The sequence below is a fragment of the Caenispirillum bisanense genome (genome assembly GCF_900230255.1).
In the GTDB taxonomy this organism is placed as follows: domain Bacteria; phylum Pseudomonadota; class Alphaproteobacteria; order Rhodospirillales; family Rhodospirillaceae; genus Caenispirillum; species Caenispirillum bisanense_A.
This window is the reverse complement of sequence record NZ_OCNJ01000005.1, coordinates 222,455-240,092: the sequence shown is the minus strand read 5'-3', so window position 1 is coordinate 240,092 and position 17,638 is coordinate 222,455. Positions and strand designations below refer to the sequence as shown.

The window sequence follows — 17,638 nt, the reverse complement described above, 5'->3', positions numbered from 1 at the left end:
TGCATCCGCATTCCGGGAGATCCTCATGGCCGACTGGTCCATTTCCAAGAAGATCCTGCTCGTCATCGGCCTCATGGCCGCCATCATCACCGGCGTCGCCGTCGCCGGCCTGTGGGGCGTGGAAACCATCCGCGGCGCCGGCGAGCGCATGTCGGCCGGGGCCGACGCCATGCGCGACGCGGCCAACATGCACCGCAACGTCATCGAGATCAGCCAGGGCGAATACCGCTACGCCGCGACGCCCGAGAGCCTGGAGCGGGCGTTGTCGAGCATCGGCGAGGCGCGCGACGGTTTCGAGCGGCGCCTCGCGCGCCTGAAGGAAACCGCCGGTTCCGAGCACCGCGACGCGCTCGCCCGCATCGAAGCCGACTATCAGGCCTATGTGGCGTCCGTCGCCGCTTCCACGGCCGCCGCCCGCCAGTTGCAGGGCAATGCCGACCTGTCTGAGGACCATCGCGCCCTGGTCGACCTCGTGCGGCAGTCGCGCGCCTTGTCCGAGGGGCTGGAGACCGACATCCGCGCCTTCAGCCAGCTGTTCTCGGAACGGGTGGACACCCTGACGACCGCCCAGGCGGAAACCGCGGCCGCCACCCGCTGGCTGGTGATCGCCATCGCGGCGCTCGGCGTAGCGCTGGGCCTCTTCGCCGGCATCGCCGTCTCGCGCTACGGCATCGTCCTGCCCCTGAAGCGGTCGGTCGACAGTCTGCAGCGTCTCGCGCACGACGACCTCGATGCCGAGATCTACGGCACCGGCCGCGGCGACGAGATCGGCACCATCGCCGGCGCCATGGCCGTCTTCAAGGAGAACGCCCAGGAGCGCCGCCGCCTCGCCGAACTGGAGGCGCGCGAACAGGCCGAGAAGGTGGCCCGCGCCGAGCGCGTGGAGGCGCTGATCTCCCACTTCGACCAGGAGGCGGCGGCCCTGCTTTCCAACCTGGCGGAAGCGGCCACGGAAATGGAGGCGACGGCGCGGTCCATGGCGGAAACGGCCGATCTCACCAACCGGCAGTCGACGACCGTGGCGGCGGCGGCCGACCAGGCGGGCGCGAACGTGCAGAACGTGTCGGCGGCGACCGAGGAACTGGCGGCGTCGATCCAGGAGATCGGCCGCCAGGTGCACCAGTCCAACACCGTGTCCGAGGACGCCGCCGAGGCGGCCCGCCGCACCCTCGACATCGTCGGCGGGCTGGCGACGGCGGCGGCCGAGATCGGCACCGTGGTCGGCCTCATCACCGACATCGCCAGCCAGACCAACCTGCTGGCGCTCAACGCCACCATCGAGGCGGCGCGCGCCGGCGACGCCGGCAAGGGCTTCGCGGTGGTCGCCAACGAAGTGAAGAGCCTGGCGGCCCAGACGGCGCGGGCGACCGAGGACATCACCGGCATGATCCAGCGCATCCAGGGCGAGACCGACGAAGCCGTCGCCGCCATGGACCGCCTGTCGCGCCAGATCGGTACGGTGGCCGAGGCTTCCGCCACCATCGCCTCGGCGGTGGAGGAGCAGTCCGCCGCGACGCAGGAGATCGCGCGCAACGTGCAGGAAGCGGCCAGCGGCACCGACCAGGTGACGCAGAACATCGCCGGCGTCTCCGACGCCGCCTCGGTCACCGGCCGCTCGGCCGGCGAAGTCCTGGACGTCAGCCGCCGCCTCGCCGAACGCTCGGAACGGATGAAGGCGACGGTGGAAGGCTTCCTGGCCGACATCCGCGCTGCTTGAGGTGCGGGGCCGCCGGTCCCCTGCCGGAGGCCTGCTGGCGCATCACCCGCCACCCCTTCAGCCCGGCCAATCGCCGGGCTGAAGGGCTTAACGCTGGTCATGACTTCAGTGCCCGGTGGTGCCGACACCGGCCCGCCGCATGATCGCCATGTAGCGGAGCCCTTCTGCGGCGGCTTGCCGCACAGGTCCTTTCCGGGCACCGGGAGACCCCATCATCCTCGCCCACGACACGGTGAAGCGCGTTCACCCATCGGGCGTGCGCTCAATGCCTGTCCGCCGTGCGCTCGATGACAAGACGCCCGGCGCCGCCCTGACTTAGCCTTTCCAATCATGCCGTAGAGCATCACCCGCCGGTCGGTCGTGGCCGGCGGGAAACAAGAAACCGTGAACAGGGGCTCCTGCCGGAGCCGTCGCTTCGCCGTCACCGGTCCATCCGGCCGGACCACAAACCTCGCCCGCCGGTGCCGTCTGAGCGCCGCGGAATGGGAGACTTCATCCATGCGATCCTCGCACAAGCCCGGCGCCGCATTCGCGGTGCTCGGAACCCTTTGCCTCGCCTCCGCCATCGTGTCCGCTCCGGCCGCCGCTGCCGAGCCGGTCCCTGCGCCCTGGTGGCCGGCCAAGGTGATTGATGCCGCCAAGGCCGACAAGCCCGTCGTCGACTACGTGCCGCTCGACAAGGCCAGCAAGCCGTGGTCGGTCTGCGTGCTGTTCCCGCACATGAAGGACAGCTTCTGGGTCGCCGTCGCCTACGGCATCGTCAGCGAGGCGCAGCGCCAGAACATCGGCATGACCCTCTACGAGGCCGGCGGCTATTCCAACCTGCCGCGCCAGTTGTCGCAGTTCGATGATTGCCGCGCCGCCGGGGCGGATGCGGTCATCGTCGGCGCCATCTCGGAAGCCGGGCTCGCGCAGAAGATCGCCGAGGCGCGCGCCGCCGGCGTCGCCGTCGTCGGTGCCGTCAACCCCATGGCCGAGGCCGCCACCAACGGCAAGATCTTCGTCGACTTCCCGACCATGAGCGCCCAGACCGGCCGCTATCTGGTGGATCACCTGGGCGCCGAGGGCGGCAAGGTCGTCACCTTCCCCGGCCCGGCCGGATCGGGCTGGGCGGAAGCCTACAACGACGGCTTCAAGCAGGCCGTCGCCGGCTCCGCCGTCACCGTGCTGGACGAGAAGTTCGGCGATACCGGTGTCGCCGTGCAGCAGCAACTGGTGCAGGACGCCCTGCAGGCCTACCCGGACATGACCGTCGTGTGGGGCACCGCCCCCACCGCCGAGGCCGCCATCGGGGCCGCCATGGAAGCGGGACGGGACGACGTGCTCATCATGTCCACCTACGAGAACCAGGCGATGCTCGACGCCATGAAGCGCGACGAGATCGCCGGCTTCGCCACCCAGTATCCGGTGCTGCAGGGGCGCATCGCCGTCGACATGGCGGTGCGCGCGCTGGAAGGGGCCGAGGTCATGGCCTTCGCCCAGCCGGTGCCGGAAGTGGTGACGCGCAAGACGGCCGACGCCATCAACCTCGACCTCGTGCTGGCGCCGGCCGACTGGCGTCCGTCCTACACCGTCTCGGCCCGGTGACGGCCATGGCGGTGGCGCCTCTGCCCACAGCCCCGGCGCCAGTGGCGCCGGGGACCGCCTCCGCGGCGCCGGTCCTGTCGCTGCGGGGGATCGTGAAGTGCTTCCCCGGCGTGCGGGCGCTCGACGGTGTCTCGCTGGACGTGCGGCCGGGCGAAGTGCATGTGCTGCTCGGCGAGAACGGCGCCGGCAAGTCCACCCTCATCAACGTCATCGCCGGCACCTTCGCCGCTGACGCCGGCGACTACCTCATCGACGGAATGCCGGCCGGCGCCCTGACGCCGCAGCGCGCCCGTGCGCTGGGCATCTGTCCGGTGTTCCAGGAATTCTCGCTGGCGCCCAACCTGACGGTCGAGGACAACCTGTTCCTCGGCCGCGAGCCGCGCCGCCTCGGCTTCCTCGACCGGCGCGCCATGCGGGCCGAGGCACGGCGCATCATCGCCGACCTGGGCTTCGACCTCGACCCGGCGCGCACTGTCGCCACCCTGTCGCGGGCGCACCAGCAGATGGCCGAGATCGCCAAGGCGCTGCTGGCCGAGCCGCGCGTGCTGATCCTCGACGAGCCCACCGCCTCGCTGACCGAAAGCGAGACGGAAAAGCTGTTCGGCCTGATCGAGCGCCTGCGGGCCGAGGGCGTGGCGATCATCTACGTCTCGCACCGCATGCCGGAAATCCGTCGCCTGGGCGACCGCATCACCGTGCTGCGCGACGGCCGCCACGTCCGCACCCTGCCCATGGCGGGGGTGACGGAGGAGGCGCTGGTGGAACTCATGACCGGCCGCAAGGTCGAGGTGCTGTTCCCGCACATCCAGCACCGGCCGGGGGAGGCGGCGCTGGAACTGCGCGGCCTCACCACCGCCGACCGCAGCGTCCAGGGCGCCGACTTCGTGGCCCGCCGGGGCGAGATCACCGGCATCGCCGGGCTGGTCGGCTGCGGCAAGTCGGAACTGGTGCGCGCCGCGTATGGCCTGTGCCCCCTGGAGGGCGGCGAGGTCCGGCTGTTCGGCGAGACCTTCCGGCATCCGTCGCCGGCTCGCGCCTTGCGGCAGGGCCTGTGCTACTTCCCGTCCGACCGGGTGGCGGAGGGGCTGGCGCTGGAGCGGCCGATCCGCGAGAACGCCTCCATGGCGGCGCTCGACGAGGCCGCCATCGCCCGCGGCGGCGTGCTGCGGCGGGCCGGCGAGCGCGGCCTGATCCAGCGCACGGTGGAGCGCCTGGCCCTGCGGCCGGCGCACATCGAACGGCCGGTAGGCGCCCTGTCGGGCGGCAACCGCCAGAAGGTGGTGCTGGCCCGCGGCCTGGTGCGCGACACCCAGGTCTTCCTGTTCGACGAGCCCACCGTCGGCATCGACGTCGGCGCCAAGGCCGACCTCTACGCGGTCCTGAAGGAACTGGCGGAAGGCGGCGCGGCCATCGTGCTGGTGTCGTCGGAACTGCCGGAAGTGCTCCACTTGTCCAACCGCGTCTACGTCATGCATCGCAGCCGCATGATCGCGGAACTGTCGGGCGCCGACCTGACCGAGCAGGCGATCCTGTCCTGCTTCTTCGCCGAAACCGGCGATGGCCGCACCGGGCGGGAGGGCGTGGCGTCATGAGCGTGCGTCCCCTCGACCATCCGCCCGTCCCCCTGCGGCCCGACGAACGCGCCCTGCGCCTGATGGCCGCCATCGGCCTGCTGCCGCTGCTGCTGGTGGCGGCGGTGGTCGTCGTCGGCATCCTGGAGCCGCGGTTCTTCGGCCTCATGAACCTGCTGAACATCCTGCGGGCAGCCTCCTTCCTCGCCATCATCGCGGCGGGGCAGATGATCGTGCTGATCTCCGGCGGGTTCGACCTGTCGGTCGGTGCCGTCGTCGCCCTGACCAGCACCGTCTCGGCCTCGGTCATGGCGGCACTGGGCGCGGCGCTGCCCGAGGCGCCGGCGACCGTCATCGCTGTCGGCCTCGTTGCCGGCCTCGCGGTCGGCGCCGTGGTCGGGCTGGTGAACGGGGCCTGCGTGGTGCTGCTGCGGGTGTCGCCCTTCATGGTGACCCTCGGCACCATGTCCATCGTCGGCGGTCTGGCGCTGCTGCTGACCAACGGCATCCCCGTCTACGGCCTGCCGGAAGCCCTGGTGCGCGACTTCGGCCGCGCCCTCTGGTTCGGCGTGCCGGCCTCGGTCTTCGTGGCGGCGGCGGTGGTGGCGCTGGTGTGGCTGGCGCAGACCCGCACGGTGGCCGGCCGCCATCTGCACGCCATCGGCGGCAACCCGCAGGCGGCGCTGGTGAGCGGCATCGCCACCCGCCGCCACCTCGTCGGCGCCTATGTGGCGAGCGGCCTGCTCGCCGCCGTGACCGGCCTCGTGCTGACGGCCCGCGTCGGGTCCGGCCAGGCGAACCTCGGCGGCCTCGACCTGACGTTGCAGAGCATCGCCGCCGCCGTCATCGCCGGCACCAGCCTGCGGGGCGGCGTCGGGCGGGTGGAGCGGGTGGCGGTGGCCGCCGTCTTCCTCGCCATCGTCACCAACGCCATGAACCTGCTGCGGGTGGACAGCAAGCTGCAGCTCATCGTGCTGGGGGTGGTGCTGGTCGCCGCCGTCGCCATCGACGAACTCGCCAAGCGGAGGCAGATCCGTGACTGAGACCCCCGTTCCCTCGACCGCCACGGTCGCGTCGCCGGCCGCCATGCCGGCCGCCGGCTCCCTGGTGCGGCGCCTCGGTTTGCCGGCGGCCCTGGTGGTGATGGTCGCCGCCTTCACGGTGGCCGAGCCGCGCATGCTGGCCGGCGACAACCTGCTCAACGTGGTCGTACAGGCGAGCTACCTGACGCTGTTCGCCCTGGCCCAGGTGGTGGTGCTGCTGACGCGCGGCTTCGACCTGTCGCTCGGCACCGCCGTGTCGACGGTCAGCGTCTTCGCCGCTCTGCTGTTGACGGGGAGTTTCGGCGGGGCGGCGGGAACGCTGGCGGGCATCGTCGGCGGTCTCGCACTCGCCGCCGCCATCGGGGCGGTCAACGGCGCCGTGGTGGCGTGGCTGCGGGTGAGCCCCTTCGTGGCGACGCTCGGCATGCTGAACGTCTGCCTCGGCCTCGCGTCCCTGCTGTCCGACGGCCGCCCCGTGGCCGGCCTGCCGGACACCTTCACCACGCTGTTCTATGCCGCAGCGCCCCTCGGCATTCCGGCGCCGGTGCTGGTGGCGCTGGGGGTCGCGGGCCTGCTCTATGCCCTTCTGCACCATACCGTCTTCGGCCGCTCGCTCTACCTCGTCGGGGGCAACCCACGGGCGGCCGAAGTGGCGGGGGTGCCGGTGCGGGCGGTGCTGGTCGGCGCCTATGCCCTGTGTTCCCTGCTGGCAGGCATCGGCGCCCTCCTGCTCACCGCCCGTACCGGCACCGGAGAACCCAACCTCGGCGGCACCCTGACGCTGGAGAGCATCGCCGCAGCCGTCGTCGGCGGCGCCAGCCTGCGCGGCGGGGCCGGCGGGGTGGGGGCCGCGGTGCTGGGCGCGCTGTTCGTCACCGTGCTCGCCAACGGCATGAACCTCACCCGCGTCGACGGCAACGTCCAGGCCATCGTGCTCGGCTGCGTCATCGTCGCCGCCGTGGTGGCCGACCGCCTGCGCACCGGCGGCGGACGATGAGCCTTCGCTCGGCGTCAACAGACCCTGCGCTGGCCGGCAAGCCGACCGACCGATCGTGACGCTACCGTGACGGAAGAGGCTGGCGGGCGCAGATCCGCCGCCGCTCCACGACAAAAAAAGAACGCAGTCCCAACAGGAGGCACCATGACTGGTACCGTCGACCCCATCACCCTCGCGGTGGTTCGAGGCGCCCTCGAAACCGCGCAGCGGGAGATGACCGTGACGCTGGAAAAGACCGGGCGGTCGAGCGTCTTCAACCTCGCACACGACTACAGCAACGCCCTGTTCGACCATCACCCGGAAATGATCCTGCAAGGCCAGGACATCCCCATCCACCTGGGTTCGCTGATCCCCGCCATGAAGGCGGTGGCCGAGTTCTTCGGTGACGACATCCACGACGGCGACGTCATCTATCACAACGATCCCGCCCATGCCGGCAGTCACATCATCGACTGCTGCATGTACAAGCCGGTGTTCTATCAGGGCGAGCTGGTGTTCTGGACGGTGTGCAAGGGCCACCTGACCGACATCGGCGGCCCGGTGCCGGCCGGCTACAACCCCGACGCCAAGGAAATCTACGCCGAGGGACTGCGCATCCCGCCGGTGAAGCTGTGGGATAAGGGGCGCCGCCGCGACGACGTGGTCAACCTGCTGCTGACCAACATGCGCGCGCGCCGCGACCAGGAAGGCGACCTCAACGCCCAGTACGGCGCCTGCCGGGTGGGCGAGCGCAACCTGGTGGCCCTGCTCGACAAGTACGGCGTCGAGACGGTGCGCGCCTGCATCGAGGAACTGAAGGCCATGGCCGACCGCCACATGCGGTCGCTCATCGCCGCCGTGCCCGACGGCGTCTACACCGGCACCGCCGTGCTGGAGGACGCCGGCCACGGCTTCGGCGACATGGAGATCACGGCGACGGTGGAGATCGCCGGCGACGCCTGTCATATCGCCATCGAAAGCCCGCCGCAGATTCCGTACTTCATCAACTCCTACGCCGGCAACTCCATGTCGGGCGTCTACCTCGGCCTGATGATGTTCGCCCAGCTGCCGCCGCCCTACAACGAGGGCCTGTACCGCTGCGTGAGCGTCGACCTCGGCGCCCACGGCACGCTCTGCAACGCCAAGGAGCCGGCACCGCACGCCAACTGCACGACGACGCCCATGGAGACCCTGACCGACGCCGTGCGCCTCGCCTTCGAGAAGGCAGCGCCGGAGCGGGTGTCGGCCTCGTGGGGGCACGCCAGCGGCATCAACATCGCCGGCCGCGATCCGCGCACCGGCGAGGAATACGTGACCATGGTGCTGGCCTCCATCATCTCGGGTGCCGGCGCGACCCAGCACATGGACGGCTGGCACGCCTGCGGCCCGCTGTGCTGCTTCGGTGCCCTCAGCTCCGGCGACGTCGAGCTGCTGGAATACTCCTACCCCATCGTCATCCATCGCTACGGCCTCATGGAGGACAGCGGCGGGGCCGGCCTCCATCGCGGTGGCTCGGGCACCGTGTGGGAAGTGGAGCCCCTCGGCCACGAGATGACCGTCGTCGCCTTCGGTGAAGGCCGCCGCATCGCCACCCAGGGCGCGGCGGGTGCCCGCAATGCGCTGGAGGAGCCCAAGCTCGGCCGCATCCTCATCGACCGCCACGGCCGGACGGAGGAGCACCGCAAGAACCTCATCACCACCGTGCAGCCCGGCGAGCGCGTGGCCAACCGCAACCCCGGCGGCGGCGGCTACGGCGATCCGATGGCGCGGCCGGTGGCGCAGGTGGTCGCCGACGTGCGCGACGGCCTGGTGTCGGTGGCCGCGGCGCGGGCGGAATACGGCGTCGTGCTCGATGCCGCCACGCTCGCCGTCGACACGGCCGCCACCGAAGCCCTGCGCGCCTCCGCCGCCGCGGCCTGAGCCGCGTGCCTGAGCGAGACCAGTTGATCGAGGATATCCCCATGAACGGCAAGTATCGTCTCGGCATCGACGCCGGCGGCACCTTCACCGACTTCGTCCTGGCCGAACGCGGCGGCCCGGTCCGCCTGTTCAAGGCGCCGTCGACGCCCCACGACGGCACCGTCGCCATCGGCAACGGCCTGGCGCAGATCGGCGACGCCCTCGGCATTCCGGTGCGCGACCTCATCCGCGACGCCGACCTGTGCATCAACGGCACCACCGTCGCCCTCAACGCGCTCATCGAGAAGAAGGGCGTCCCGGTCGGCCTGCTGTGCACCGCCGGCCACGAGGACAGCATCGAGATCCGCCTCGGCCACAAGGAGGAAGGCTACCGCTACGATGCCGCCTATCCGCCGGCCTTCAACCTGGTGCCGCGCCACCTGCGGCGGCCGATCCACGAGCGCGTGCTGTCCGACGGCACCGTGCGCACCCACATGCGCGACGACGAGGTGCGGGCCGCCGTCGAAGTGCTGAAGGCGGCGGGCGTGCGCAGCGTCGCCATCTCCTTCCTGTGGTCCATCGCCAACCCCGAGCACGAGCGCCGCGCCGCCGCCATCGTCCGCGAGATGATGCCCGACGCCTTCGTCTGCTGCGGGTCGGAGGTCTATCCGCAGGTGCGCGAGTACACGCGCACCTCGACCACCGTCGTCAACGCCTACCTCAGCCCGGTCATGGGCCGCTACGTGGCGAAGATCGACGACTACTTCCAGAAGCTCGGCGCCCGCCATCCGGTGCGCTACTTCCAGTCCAACGGCGGTTTGGCGCTCGGCCGGGCCATGCGCGACCGGGCGGTGAACGCCATCAACTCCGGTCCCGCCTCGGCGCCGCAGGCCGGGCTGTTCGTGGCGCGGCCCTTCGGCATCGACAACGTCATCACCGTCGACATGGGCGGCACGTCCTTCGACATCACCCTGACGCGCGGCGGCGAGACCAACGTCAACAAGAACGTCGATTTCCTGCGCTACCGCATCGGCGTGCCCATGATCCAGGTGGAGACGCTGGGCGCCGGCGGCGGCTCCATCGCCCGCATCAACACGCTCGGCATGCTGGACGTGGGGCCGGAAAGCGCCGGCGCCGATCCGGGGCCGGTGTGCTACGGCAAGGGCGGCACCCTGCCGACGGTGACCGACGCCAACGTGGTGCTCGGCTACCTCGACCCCGACACCGTGCTCGGCGGCAGCATCCGCCTGAACCGGGCCGCCGCCGCCGAGGCCATCCGCCGCGAGATCGCCGAGCCGCTCGGCATTTCCGTCGAGAAGGCGGCGCACGGCATCAGCACCATCGTCAACATCAACATGGTCAACGGCATCCGCCGCGTCTCCATCGAACGCGGCTACGACCCGCGCGACTTCGCGCTGGTCTGCGCCGGCGGCGCCGCCGGCATGCACATCTGCGCACTGGCCGAGGAGATGGGCATCGACACCGTGCTGGTGCCCAAGGTGGCGTCGGGCCTGTGCGCCTTCGGCCAGATCATCTCGGACATGAAGTACAACTACCTCGCCACCAGCCCCATGCGCCTGGATGCCGGCTGCGACCTCGTGCGGCTCAACCACCTGTTCGACGAGCTGGAGCACAAGGGCGTCGCCGACCTCACCGCCGACGGGTTCACCGCCGCCGACATCACCACCCGCCGCACGGTCGAGATGCGTTACGTCGGCCAGATCCACGAATGCAGCGTCGAGGTTCCCGGCGGCCGCATCACGGCGGAAACGGTGGCGGCCATGCTGGCGGCCTTCCACCGCCGCTACGAGGAACTCTACACCTACAGCGAGCCGCACAACCCGGTCGAGCTGGTGAACCTGGAGTGCAGCGCCATCGGCCGCGTCGCCAAGCCGGCCGTGCCCGATCTGCCGGTGGGGGACGAGGATCCCGCCGCGGCCCTGGTCGGCCGCCGCGAGGCGTGGTTCGACCCGGACGGCGGCGCACCGGTCGACACCCCGGTCTACGACGGCGCCCGTCTGGTCGGCGGCAATACTATCAGCGGCCCGGCCATCGTCGAAGAGGCGACGACCAGCATCGTGGTGCTGCCCGGCTGGACCATCACCCTGCACCGCTCCGGCAGCTACCTCGCCACCCGGCGGGCGGCGGGCGGAACGGCGGAACGGGCGGATCGCGCGGCGGCCACCGTCGCCTGATGCGTCCCGGTGGGGCCGCGTTGCTCGGGCTTGACGACGCGGCCCCACACCTTGCGAAGACCGGCAAAAGGCGCAAGGATCGACACTCCACCCCGCCGCGCCACGACATCGCCAGGGAGGCCAGGGGATGAACGCACGGTTTACGACTGAGAACGTCACTCCCGCGCAACGGGCCCACCGCTGGCGGGAAATCGTCGGCGCCACCTATTTCCCGCTGGAGATCACCATCCCCCGCCCGGAGACGTTCGGCGGCAGCATCGCCATCGACGCGGTCGGGCCGCTCTCCATCTCCCGCCATCAGTCCAGCGGGCTGGCCTACCGCCGTGACGTCCACCACCTGCGCAAGGAACGTGAAGAACAGTTCCTCATCACCGTGCCCGAGCAGGGGGAGGTGGACTTCACCCAGTGCGGCCACGACGTGCGTTGCGGCGCCGGCGGCTTCATCCTGCAGCGCAGCCACGAGCCCTACGAGTTCAGCCATCGCGACGCCAGCGCCCTGTGGGTGGTCAAGGTGCCGTCCGACGTGCTGCGCAGCCGCCTGCGGGCGCCCGATCGCTTCTGTGCCCTGCGCTTCGACGCCCAGGAGGGGGCGGGCGCCCTGTTCGTCGACTTCCTGCGCCTGCTGCCGCGCCGCCTGCCGCAACTGGGCGAAGAGGGCAGGGCGGCCGTCGGCGGGCAGGTGCTGGATCTGCTGGTGCTGGCCCTGCAGGACGATGCGCGGGTGCTCGACAGCGCGGAGTCGGTGGTGCGGGCGGCACACCTGCAGCGCATCGAGAGCTTCGTCCGCCGCAACCTGCACGACCCCGACCTGTCGCCCCAGAGGATCGCCGCCGGCTGCGGCATCTCGGTGCGCTATCTGCATCAGTTGTTCCGCGACACCGGCATGACCGTCAACGGCTGGGTGCGCGAGCAGCGCCTGCTGTCGTGCCATGCCGCCCTGACCACGGGGGCGCCGCGCCGGACCATCGCCGAAATCGCCTACAGCTGGGGCTTCGCCGACCAGGCCCAGTTCAGCCGCGCCTTCCGCAGCCGCTTCGGCACCAGCCCGAGCGACGTGCGCCGCCGCGCCGGGTGATGCGCCGCGGCCTCATGCCACCACCTGGCTCACCGGGGTCTGGTAGACGCTGCTGAAGTAGGTGCGGAACAGCCGCATGGCCGGGGTCAGCTCCACCCCCTGCCGCCAGGCGAGGCCGACGTTCATGGGCGGGACCGGCTGCGCCAGCACCGCCGTCTCGATGCGGCGGCCTTCGAGGGACCACGGGCGGTACACCATGTCCGACAGGATGGTCACGCCCTGACCGTTGGCGACCATCGAGCGCACCGCCTCGATCGACGAGGTGCGCAGGCGGATCTGCGGCTGGTAGGGCGTCGTGTTCCAGTAGCGCAGCGCCGTGTGCGCCGCCTCGTCCACCGTCAGCATGATGTAGGGTTGGTCGGCCACGTCCTTGAGGCCGACTGAATCGCGTTCGAGCAGCGGGTGGCCGGAGGGCAGCCACAGGCGCCGCTGGCTGCTCATCAGGGTTTCGGTCGCGATCTCGGGGTTGGCGATGTTGGACGTCAGCACCACCGCCATGTCGAAGCGGTTGGTGACGAGGCCGTCCTCGATCATCTCGCGGCTGAGTTCATACAGCTGGATGCGCAGGTCGGGATAGCGCCGCTCCAGGCGCTCCAGGTGCTGCGGCAGGAAGTAGCCGAGCACCGTGTAGCTGGCCGCCACCGACAGGGTGCCGGCGACGTCGTGGGCGCCCGAGTCCAGGTGCAGGGCTTCCTCCACGCTCGCCAGGATGCGGTGGGCCGATGCCAGGAAGCGGCGCCCGGCCTCGGTCAGGTGCATGCCCTGGGCGGTGCGGTCGAACAGGCGCACCCCGATCTCGGCCTCCAGGTCCTTGATGGCGGCGGTGATGGCCGATTGCGAGATCGACAGTTCCTTGGCCGCCCGCGACACCTGCCCGAGATTTGCCGTCGCAACGAAATACTTGACGTGGCGAAAGTTGAGCGACATCGGCGGCCTTCTCTATCTGATTTTCCGAACACGGCAGGCGACAAAATCTGATCACGTGCCGCCAAAATGAGCGCGACGTCGGGCCATGGCGCAGAAAGACAGGGTGTTGCGCCCAGTGTATGTTCGGAGGGAATTAAATTTTGCAGATAATGGTGCAGCCAAAAATAAAATTTGTCAAAGCCTGTCCCATCTCGCAGCCTTGATGGTGAAGCACGGGACGGCGCAAGGCTCGCCGGACCTGCCCGAACAAGGGAGAAACGGACAGTGGCAGCCAGACTCGTCGATCTGAACTGTGACCTCGGCGAAGGCTTCGGCCAGTGGACGCTGGAGGCTTCCGACGACGACCTCATGGACCTCATCAGCTCCGCCAACGTCGCCACCGGCTTCCATGCCGGCGACCCCAACCTGATGGACCGCGTGGTGCGGCTGGCGGTGGAGCGGGGCGTCGCCCTCGGCGCCCATCCCGGCTTCCGCGACCTCCAGGGTTTCGGGCGGCGGGTCATCCAGGCGCGGCCGGAGGAACTGGTCAACGACATCCTCTACCAGCTCGGCGCCCTGCGCGAGTTCGCCCGCCGCCACGGCGTGCGGCTGCAGCACGTCAAGCCGCACGGCGCCCTCTACATGGAAGTGGCGCGCGACGAGACGCTGTCGGAACAGCTGGTCGAAGCCCTGCTGAAGTCGAGCCCGGAGACCCTGCTGTTCTGCATGGACGTCTCTAAGACCTATGCCGTCGCCCGCGCCGCCGGCCTGCCGGTGGCCCGCGAGTTCTACGCCGACCGCGACTACGACCGCAGCGGCTCCATCGTCTTCGCCCGCCGCATGCGGCCGCTCGACCCGCAAGAGGTCGCCGACAAGTGCGTCCGCGCCTGCCTGGAGGGCAAGGTCCGCACCGTGGAAGGCGACGACATCGACATCGAATTCGAGTCCATCTGCTTCCACTCCGACACCCCCGGCGCCCTGCGCATCGGCACCACCCTGCGGGCGGCGCTGATCGACAACGGCATCCGCATCGCGCCGGCGGCGGAAGTGGTGGCCCAGGCCGGCGGCGGCCGCTGACCGCCGGCGCCGCCGCAGTACCGAGTTACCGAACAGGGACAGTCGCACAACAAGGGAGAGCCCCCCGATGCCCGAGATCCGTTCCCCGCTGCCCGGCACCTTCTACCGCGCCGCCGCCCCCGGCGAGCCGCCGTTCAAGAAGGAAGGCGATGCGGTCGCCGTCGGCGACGTCGTCGGTCTGGTGGAGGTGATGAAGTCCTTCATGGAAGTGAAGGCCGAGGTCGCCGGCACCATCGCCCGCTTCCTGGTGGAGAATGAGGCCCCGGTCACCGCCGGTGCCGTCCTGGCCGAGCTGGAAGGGTGAGGCCGATGGCGATCCGTCGGCTGTTCATCGCCAACCGCGGCGAAATCGCCGTGCGGGTGGTGCGCTCCGCCAAGGCGCTGGGGATCGAGACGGTGCAGGCCCATTCCGAGGCCGATGCCGACATGCTCGCCGTGCGCCTGGCCGACCGCGCCGTCTGCATCGGCCCCGCCGCCGCCAAGCACTCCTATCTGAACATCGAGGCCGTGGTCGGCGCCGCCCGCGAGGCCGGCTGCGACGCCGTCCACCCCGGTTACGGCTTCCTGGCCGAGAACGCCGCCTTCGCCGAGGCGGTGGAAGCGGCCGGCATGATCTTCGTCGGCCCGTCGCCCGACACCATCCGCACCATGGGCGACAAGGCCGCCGCTCGCGCCGCCGCCATCGCCGCCGGCGTGCCGGTGGTGCCCGGGTCCGACGGTCGGCTGGCCGACGTGGCGGCGGCGGTGGCAGCCGCCGAGGCCATCGGCTACCCGGTGATGATCAAGGCCGCCGCCGGCGGCGGCGGGCGCGGCATCCGCGTCGCCGACACCGCCGACGACCTGCGCCGGCTGGTGCCGCAGGCCCAGGCGGAGGCGCAGGCGGCCTTCGGCGACGGCGGTTTCTACCTGGAACGGGTGGTGCGCGACGCCCGCCACATCGAGGTGCAGATCGTCGGCGACGGCAGCCGCGCCGTCCATTGCTTCGAGCGCGAATGCTCGCTGCAGCGCCGCCGCCAGAAGGTGTGGGAGGAAGCGCCCGCCGCCTGCCTCGACGACGCCACCCGCGCCGAGCTGTGCCGCTCTGCCGTCGCCCTGGCGGAAAGCGTCGGCTACCGCGGCGCCGGCACGCTCGAATACCTCTACGAGCCGGCGAGCGGCGCCTTCTTCTTCATCGAGATGAACACCCGCATCCAGGTGGAGCATCCGGTGACCGAGATGGTGACCGGCGTCGACCTGATCGCCGAGATGATCCGGATCGCCGGCGGTGCGCCCTTGTCGCTGCGGCAGGAAGACATCCGCCTGACCGGCCATGCGGTGGAGGTGCGCATCAACGCCGAGGACCCGACCAACAACTTCATGCCGTTCCCCGGCGTGGTCGGGACGCTGGTGATCCCCGAGGGCGAGGGCCTGCGCTTCGACGGCATGATCTACGACGGCTACGCCATCCCGCCCTTCTACGACTCGCTGCTCGGCAAGCTGATCGTCCACGGCCCCGACCGCGGGGCGGCCATCGACCGGCTGGCGGCGGCGCTGCGCACCCTGCGGGTGGACGGGGTGAAGACCACCGCCCCGCTGCACGTCGCCCTGGCCGCCGATCCGGCGGTGCGGGCCGGCGACTTCCACACCCAGTTCCTCGAACCCTGGCTCGCGGGCCGCAGCCTGGCTGCCGAATAGGGAGGACCGGATGAAAACGCGTTACTCGTTCGGAGGCGACGAGCACATCTTCGTCGAAATGGACGAAGAAATGTCGCTGGACGCCTTCTTCAAGAGCCTGTCCATGACCGAGGCGGTGCGGGCCGCCGACATCGCCGGCGTGACCGAGGTATGCCCGGCCAACGCCAGCTTCCAGGTCAAGTTCGACCCCGACCGCATCGCGCCCGACGCCCTGCTGGCCGAGCTGAAGGCCCTGGAACACGCCGCCGAGGCGGGTGAAAAGCGCATCCGCACCCGCATCATCGAGGTGCCGGTGTTCTACCGCGACCCGTGGACGCACGAAACGCTCATGCGCTTCCGCGAACGCCACCAGGACCCGAGCGGGACGGACCTGGATTACGCGGCGCGCATCAACGGCTATGCCACGGTGGACGATTTCATCACCGCCCACCACGCGAGCCCGTGGTTCGTCTCCATGGTCGGCTTCGTGGCGGGGCTGCCCTTCCTCTACCAGCTGGTGGCGCGGGAGAAGCAGCTTCAGGTGCCCAAGTACCTGCGGCCGCGCACCGACACGCCCAAGCAGACGGTCGGCTACGGCGGGTCCTTCTCCTGCATCTATTCGGTGCGCGGGGCCGGCGGCTACCAGATGTTCGGCATCACGCCCATGCCCATCTACGACCCGACGCAGACGGTCTCCTACCTGCGGGACTTCATGGTGTTCTTCCGCCCCGGCGACATCGTGAAGTGGAAGCCCATCGGGCGCGAGGAGTACGACGCCATCACCGCCGACGTGGCGGCCGGCCGCTACGAGCCGCGCATCCGCGAGGTCACCTTCGACCTCGACGCCTTCAAGGCGGACATGGACGGCACCAACGCTCGGCTGATGGAGGCTCTCTATGGCGTTTAAGGTCATCTCTCCGGGCCTGCTGACGACGGTGCAGGATCTCGGCCGCCCCGGCTACTTCCACCTCGGCATTCCCATGTCGGGCGCCATGGACCGCTTCGCCCTGCGGGCCGCCAACCTGCTGGTCGGCAACGACGAAGGCGCCGCCGGCCTGGAAGCGGTGTTCATGGGGCCGCAGCTCGAGTTCGAGGTCGACTGCACGGTCGCCGTCACCGGCGCCGACATGCCGCCGCGGGTCGACGGGCAGCACGTGGAAACCTGGACCGCCTTCAAGGTGAAGGCCGGCCAGACGCTCACCTTCGACTACCTGCGCGGCGGGGCGCGGGCCTATATCGCCATCTCCGGCGGTATCGACACGCCACCGGCGCTCGGCAGCCGATCCACCTACGCCATCGGTGCCCTGGGCGGCTATCACGGCCGGGCGCTGGCGGTGGGGGACGTGGTGCCGCTCGGCCAGGGAGGCGTGGTGAAGGACGGCCGCACCCTGGCGCCGGCCCTGCGTCGCCTGCCGGGGGCGCCGGCGGAACTGCGGGTGCTGCCGGGGCTTTATTGGCGGCTCATCACCGAACAGGCCGGCCGCAACTTCTTCGACGACGAGTGGAAGGTGGCGCCGGAAGCCGACCGCATGGGCTATCGCTTCCGCGGCGGCCGCCCCGTCGAGTTCGAGCCGCGCGAACAGCCCTTCGGCGCCGGGTCGGACCCCTCCAACATCGTCGACGGCTGCTATTCCTACGGCTCCATCCAGGTGCCCGGCGGGTCGGAGCCCATTGTCCTGCACCGCGATGCGGTGTCGGGCGGCGGCTACTTCACCCTCGGCGCCGTGATCTCGGCCGACATGGACCTGATCGGGCAGTTGCAGCCCCACACGCCGGTCCGCTTCGTGCGGGTCGACATGGAAGCGGCGCTGAAGGCCCGCCACGACCGCGCCGCCCTGCTGGCGAAGGTGCGCGACGCCCTGGCGTAAGCCGGGGCGCCCGCCCGCCGGCGCGCAACGACCGGCGGGTACGACCAAGAATCGACAGAACAGACCTACAG

Annotated in this window: 14 protein-coding genes; 13 read left to right on the top strand and 1 reads right to left on the bottom strand. The window is 70.5% G+C overall.

Annotated features, from left to right (window positions below; genetic code table 11):
* The first annotated feature begins 25 nt into the window (after window positions 1-25).
* The 8 genes from CRP50_RS26355 to CRP50_RS12995 all read left to right on the top strand — a co-directional run bounded on the left by CRP50_RS26355 (window position 26) and on the right by CRP50_RS12995 (window position 12,063).
* Entirely contained in the window at window positions 26-1,717 is a 1,692-nt protein-coding gene (locus CRP50_RS26355) for a methyl-accepting chemotaxis protein (protein WP_097279606.1), read from the top strand.
* A gap of 498 nt (window positions 1,718-2,215) precedes the next feature.
* Window positions 2,216-3,304 carry a TMAO reductase system periplasmic protein TorT gene (gene torT / locus CRP50_RS13025; RefSeq protein ID WP_097279605.1) on the top strand — a complete coding sequence of 363 codons (1,089 nt, stop codon included), beginning with the start codon at window positions 2,216-2,218 and terminating at the stop codon, window positions 3,302-3,304.
* A gap of 92 nt (window positions 3,305-3,396) precedes the next feature.
* Window positions 3,397-4,896, top strand: a complete 1,500-nt coding sequence (locus CRP50_RS13020; RefSeq protein WP_245913467.1) for a sugar ABC transporter ATP-binding protein — start codon at window positions 3,397-3,399, stop codon at window positions 4,894-4,896.
* Entirely contained in the window at window positions 4,893-5,918 is a 1,026-nt protein-coding gene (locus CRP50_RS13015; protein WP_097279603.1) for an ABC transporter permease, read from the top strand. Before CRP50_RS13020 ends, CRP50_RS13015 begins: the two co-directional genes overlap by 4 nt.
* Entirely contained in the window at window positions 5,911-6,915 is a 1,005-nt protein-coding gene (locus tag CRP50_RS13010) for an ABC transporter permease (protein ID WP_245913466.1), read from the top strand. The genes CRP50_RS13015 and CRP50_RS13010 overlap by 8 nt, the downstream gene beginning before the upstream one ends.
* A 144-nt stretch (window positions 6,916-7,059) precedes the next feature.
* Window positions 7,060-8,814, top strand: coding sequence for a hydantoinase B/oxoprolinase family protein (locus CRP50_RS13005; RefSeq protein WP_097279602.1), 1,755 nt, complete (start codon window positions 7,060-7,062; stop codon window positions 8,812-8,814).
* Between the two features lie 41 nt (window positions 8,815-8,855).
* A complete protein-coding gene (locus CRP50_RS13000; protein ID WP_097279601.1) occupies window positions 8,856-10,988 on the top strand; it encodes a hydantoinase/oxoprolinase family protein in 2,133 nt (710 codons plus the stop codon).
* Between the two features lie 127 nt (window positions 10,989-11,115).
* A complete protein-coding gene (locus CRP50_RS12995) occupies window positions 11,116-12,063 on the top strand; it encodes a helix-turn-helix domain-containing protein (RefSeq protein ID WP_097279600.1) in 948 nt (315 codons plus the stop codon).
* Between the two features lie 12 nt (window positions 12,064-12,075).
* Here the strand turns inward: CRP50_RS12995 and CRP50_RS12990 are convergent, their stop codons facing one another.
* On the bottom strand, window positions 12,076-12,990 hold the full coding sequence (locus CRP50_RS12990) for a LysR family transcriptional regulator (RefSeq protein ID WP_097279599.1): 915 nt from the start codon (window positions 12,988-12,990) through the stop codon (window positions 12,076-12,078).
* Between the two features lie 264 nt (window positions 12,991-13,254).
* On the opposite strand from CRP50_RS12990, the gene CRP50_RS12985 reads away from it, so the two are divergent.
* The 5 genes from CRP50_RS12985 (at window position 13,255) to CRP50_RS12965 (ending at window position 17,567) form a co-directional block, all read left to right on the top strand.
* Window positions 13,255-14,046 (top strand): 5-oxoprolinase subunit PxpA, encoded by a 792-nt coding sequence (locus tag CRP50_RS12985; RefSeq protein WP_097279598.1) that lies wholly within the window; start codon window positions 13,255-13,257, stop codon window positions 14,044-14,046.
* 67 nt (window positions 14,047-14,113) lie between these two features.
* The gene (locus CRP50_RS12980) at window positions 14,114-14,350 is read left to right on the top strand and encodes an acetyl-CoA carboxylase (protein ID WP_097279597.1); all 237 of its coding nucleotides are present in this window, start codon (window positions 14,114-14,116) and stop codon (window positions 14,348-14,350) included.
* A 5-nt stretch (window positions 14,351-14,355) separates the two neighbouring features.
* Window positions 14,356-15,720: an acetyl-CoA carboxylase biotin carboxylase subunit gene (locus CRP50_RS12975; RefSeq protein ID WP_097279596.1), complete on the top strand. Its 1,365-nt coding sequence runs from the start codon at window positions 14,356-14,358 to the stop codon at window positions 15,718-15,720.
* A gap of 10 nt (window positions 15,721-15,730) precedes the next feature.
* On the top strand, window positions 15,731-16,606 hold the full coding sequence (locus tag CRP50_RS12970; protein ID WP_097279595.1) for a 5-oxoprolinase subunit B family protein: 876 nt from the start codon (window positions 15,731-15,733) through the stop codon (window positions 16,604-16,606).
* Window positions 16,596-17,567: a biotin-dependent carboxyltransferase family protein gene (locus CRP50_RS12965; RefSeq protein WP_097279594.1), complete on the top strand. Its 972-nt coding sequence runs from the start codon at window positions 16,596-16,598 to the stop codon at window positions 17,565-17,567. The genes CRP50_RS12970 and CRP50_RS12965 overlap by 11 nt, the downstream gene beginning before the upstream one ends.
* Window positions 17,568-17,638 lie beyond the last annotated feature (71 nt).

What these genes read in the sequence shown, in the direction of transcription:
- CRP50_RS26355 (WP_097279606.1), top strand. Translation starts at nt 26, where the DNA reads ATGGCCGACTGGTCCATTTCCAAGAAGATCCTGCTCGTCATCGGCCTC.
- torT (WP_097279605.1), top strand. Translation starts at nt 2,216, where the DNA reads ATGCGATCCTCGCACAAGCCCGGCGCCGCATTCGCGGTGCTCGGAACC.
- CRP50_RS13015 (WP_097279603.1), top strand. Translation starts at nt 4,893, where the DNA reads ATGAGCGTGCGTCCCCTCGACCATCCGCCCGTCCCCCTGCGGCCCGAC.
- CRP50_RS13005 (WP_097279602.1), top strand. Translation starts at nt 7,060, where the DNA reads ATGACTGGTACCGTCGACCCCATCACCCTCGCGGTGGTTCGAGGCGCC.
- CRP50_RS13000 (WP_097279601.1), top strand. Translation starts at nt 8,856, where the DNA reads ATGAACGGCAAGTATCGTCTCGGCATCGACGCCGGCGGCACCTTCACC.
- CRP50_RS12995 (WP_097279600.1), top strand. Translation starts at nt 11,116, where the DNA reads ATGAACGCACGGTTTACGACTGAGAACGTCACTCCCGCGCAACGGGCC.
- CRP50_RS12990 (WP_097279599.1), bottom strand. Translation starts at nt 12,990, where the DNA reads ATGTCGCTCAACTTTCGCCACGTCAAGTATTTCGTTGCGACGGCAAAT.
- CRP50_RS12980 (WP_097279597.1), top strand. Translation starts at nt 14,114, where the DNA reads ATGCCCGAGATCCGTTCCCCGCTGCCCGGCACCTTCTACCGCGCCGCC.
- CRP50_RS12975 (WP_097279596.1), top strand. Translation starts at nt 14,356, where the DNA reads ATGGCGATCCGTCGGCTGTTCATCGCCAACCGCGGCGAAATCGCCGTG.
- CRP50_RS12970 (WP_097279595.1), top strand. Translation starts at nt 15,731, where the DNA reads ATGAAAACGCGTTACTCGTTCGGAGGCGACGAGCACATCTTCGTCGAA.
- CRP50_RS12965 (WP_097279594.1), top strand. Translation starts at nt 16,596, where the DNA reads ATGGCGTTTAAGGTCATCTCTCCGGGCCTGCTGACGACGGTGCAGGAT.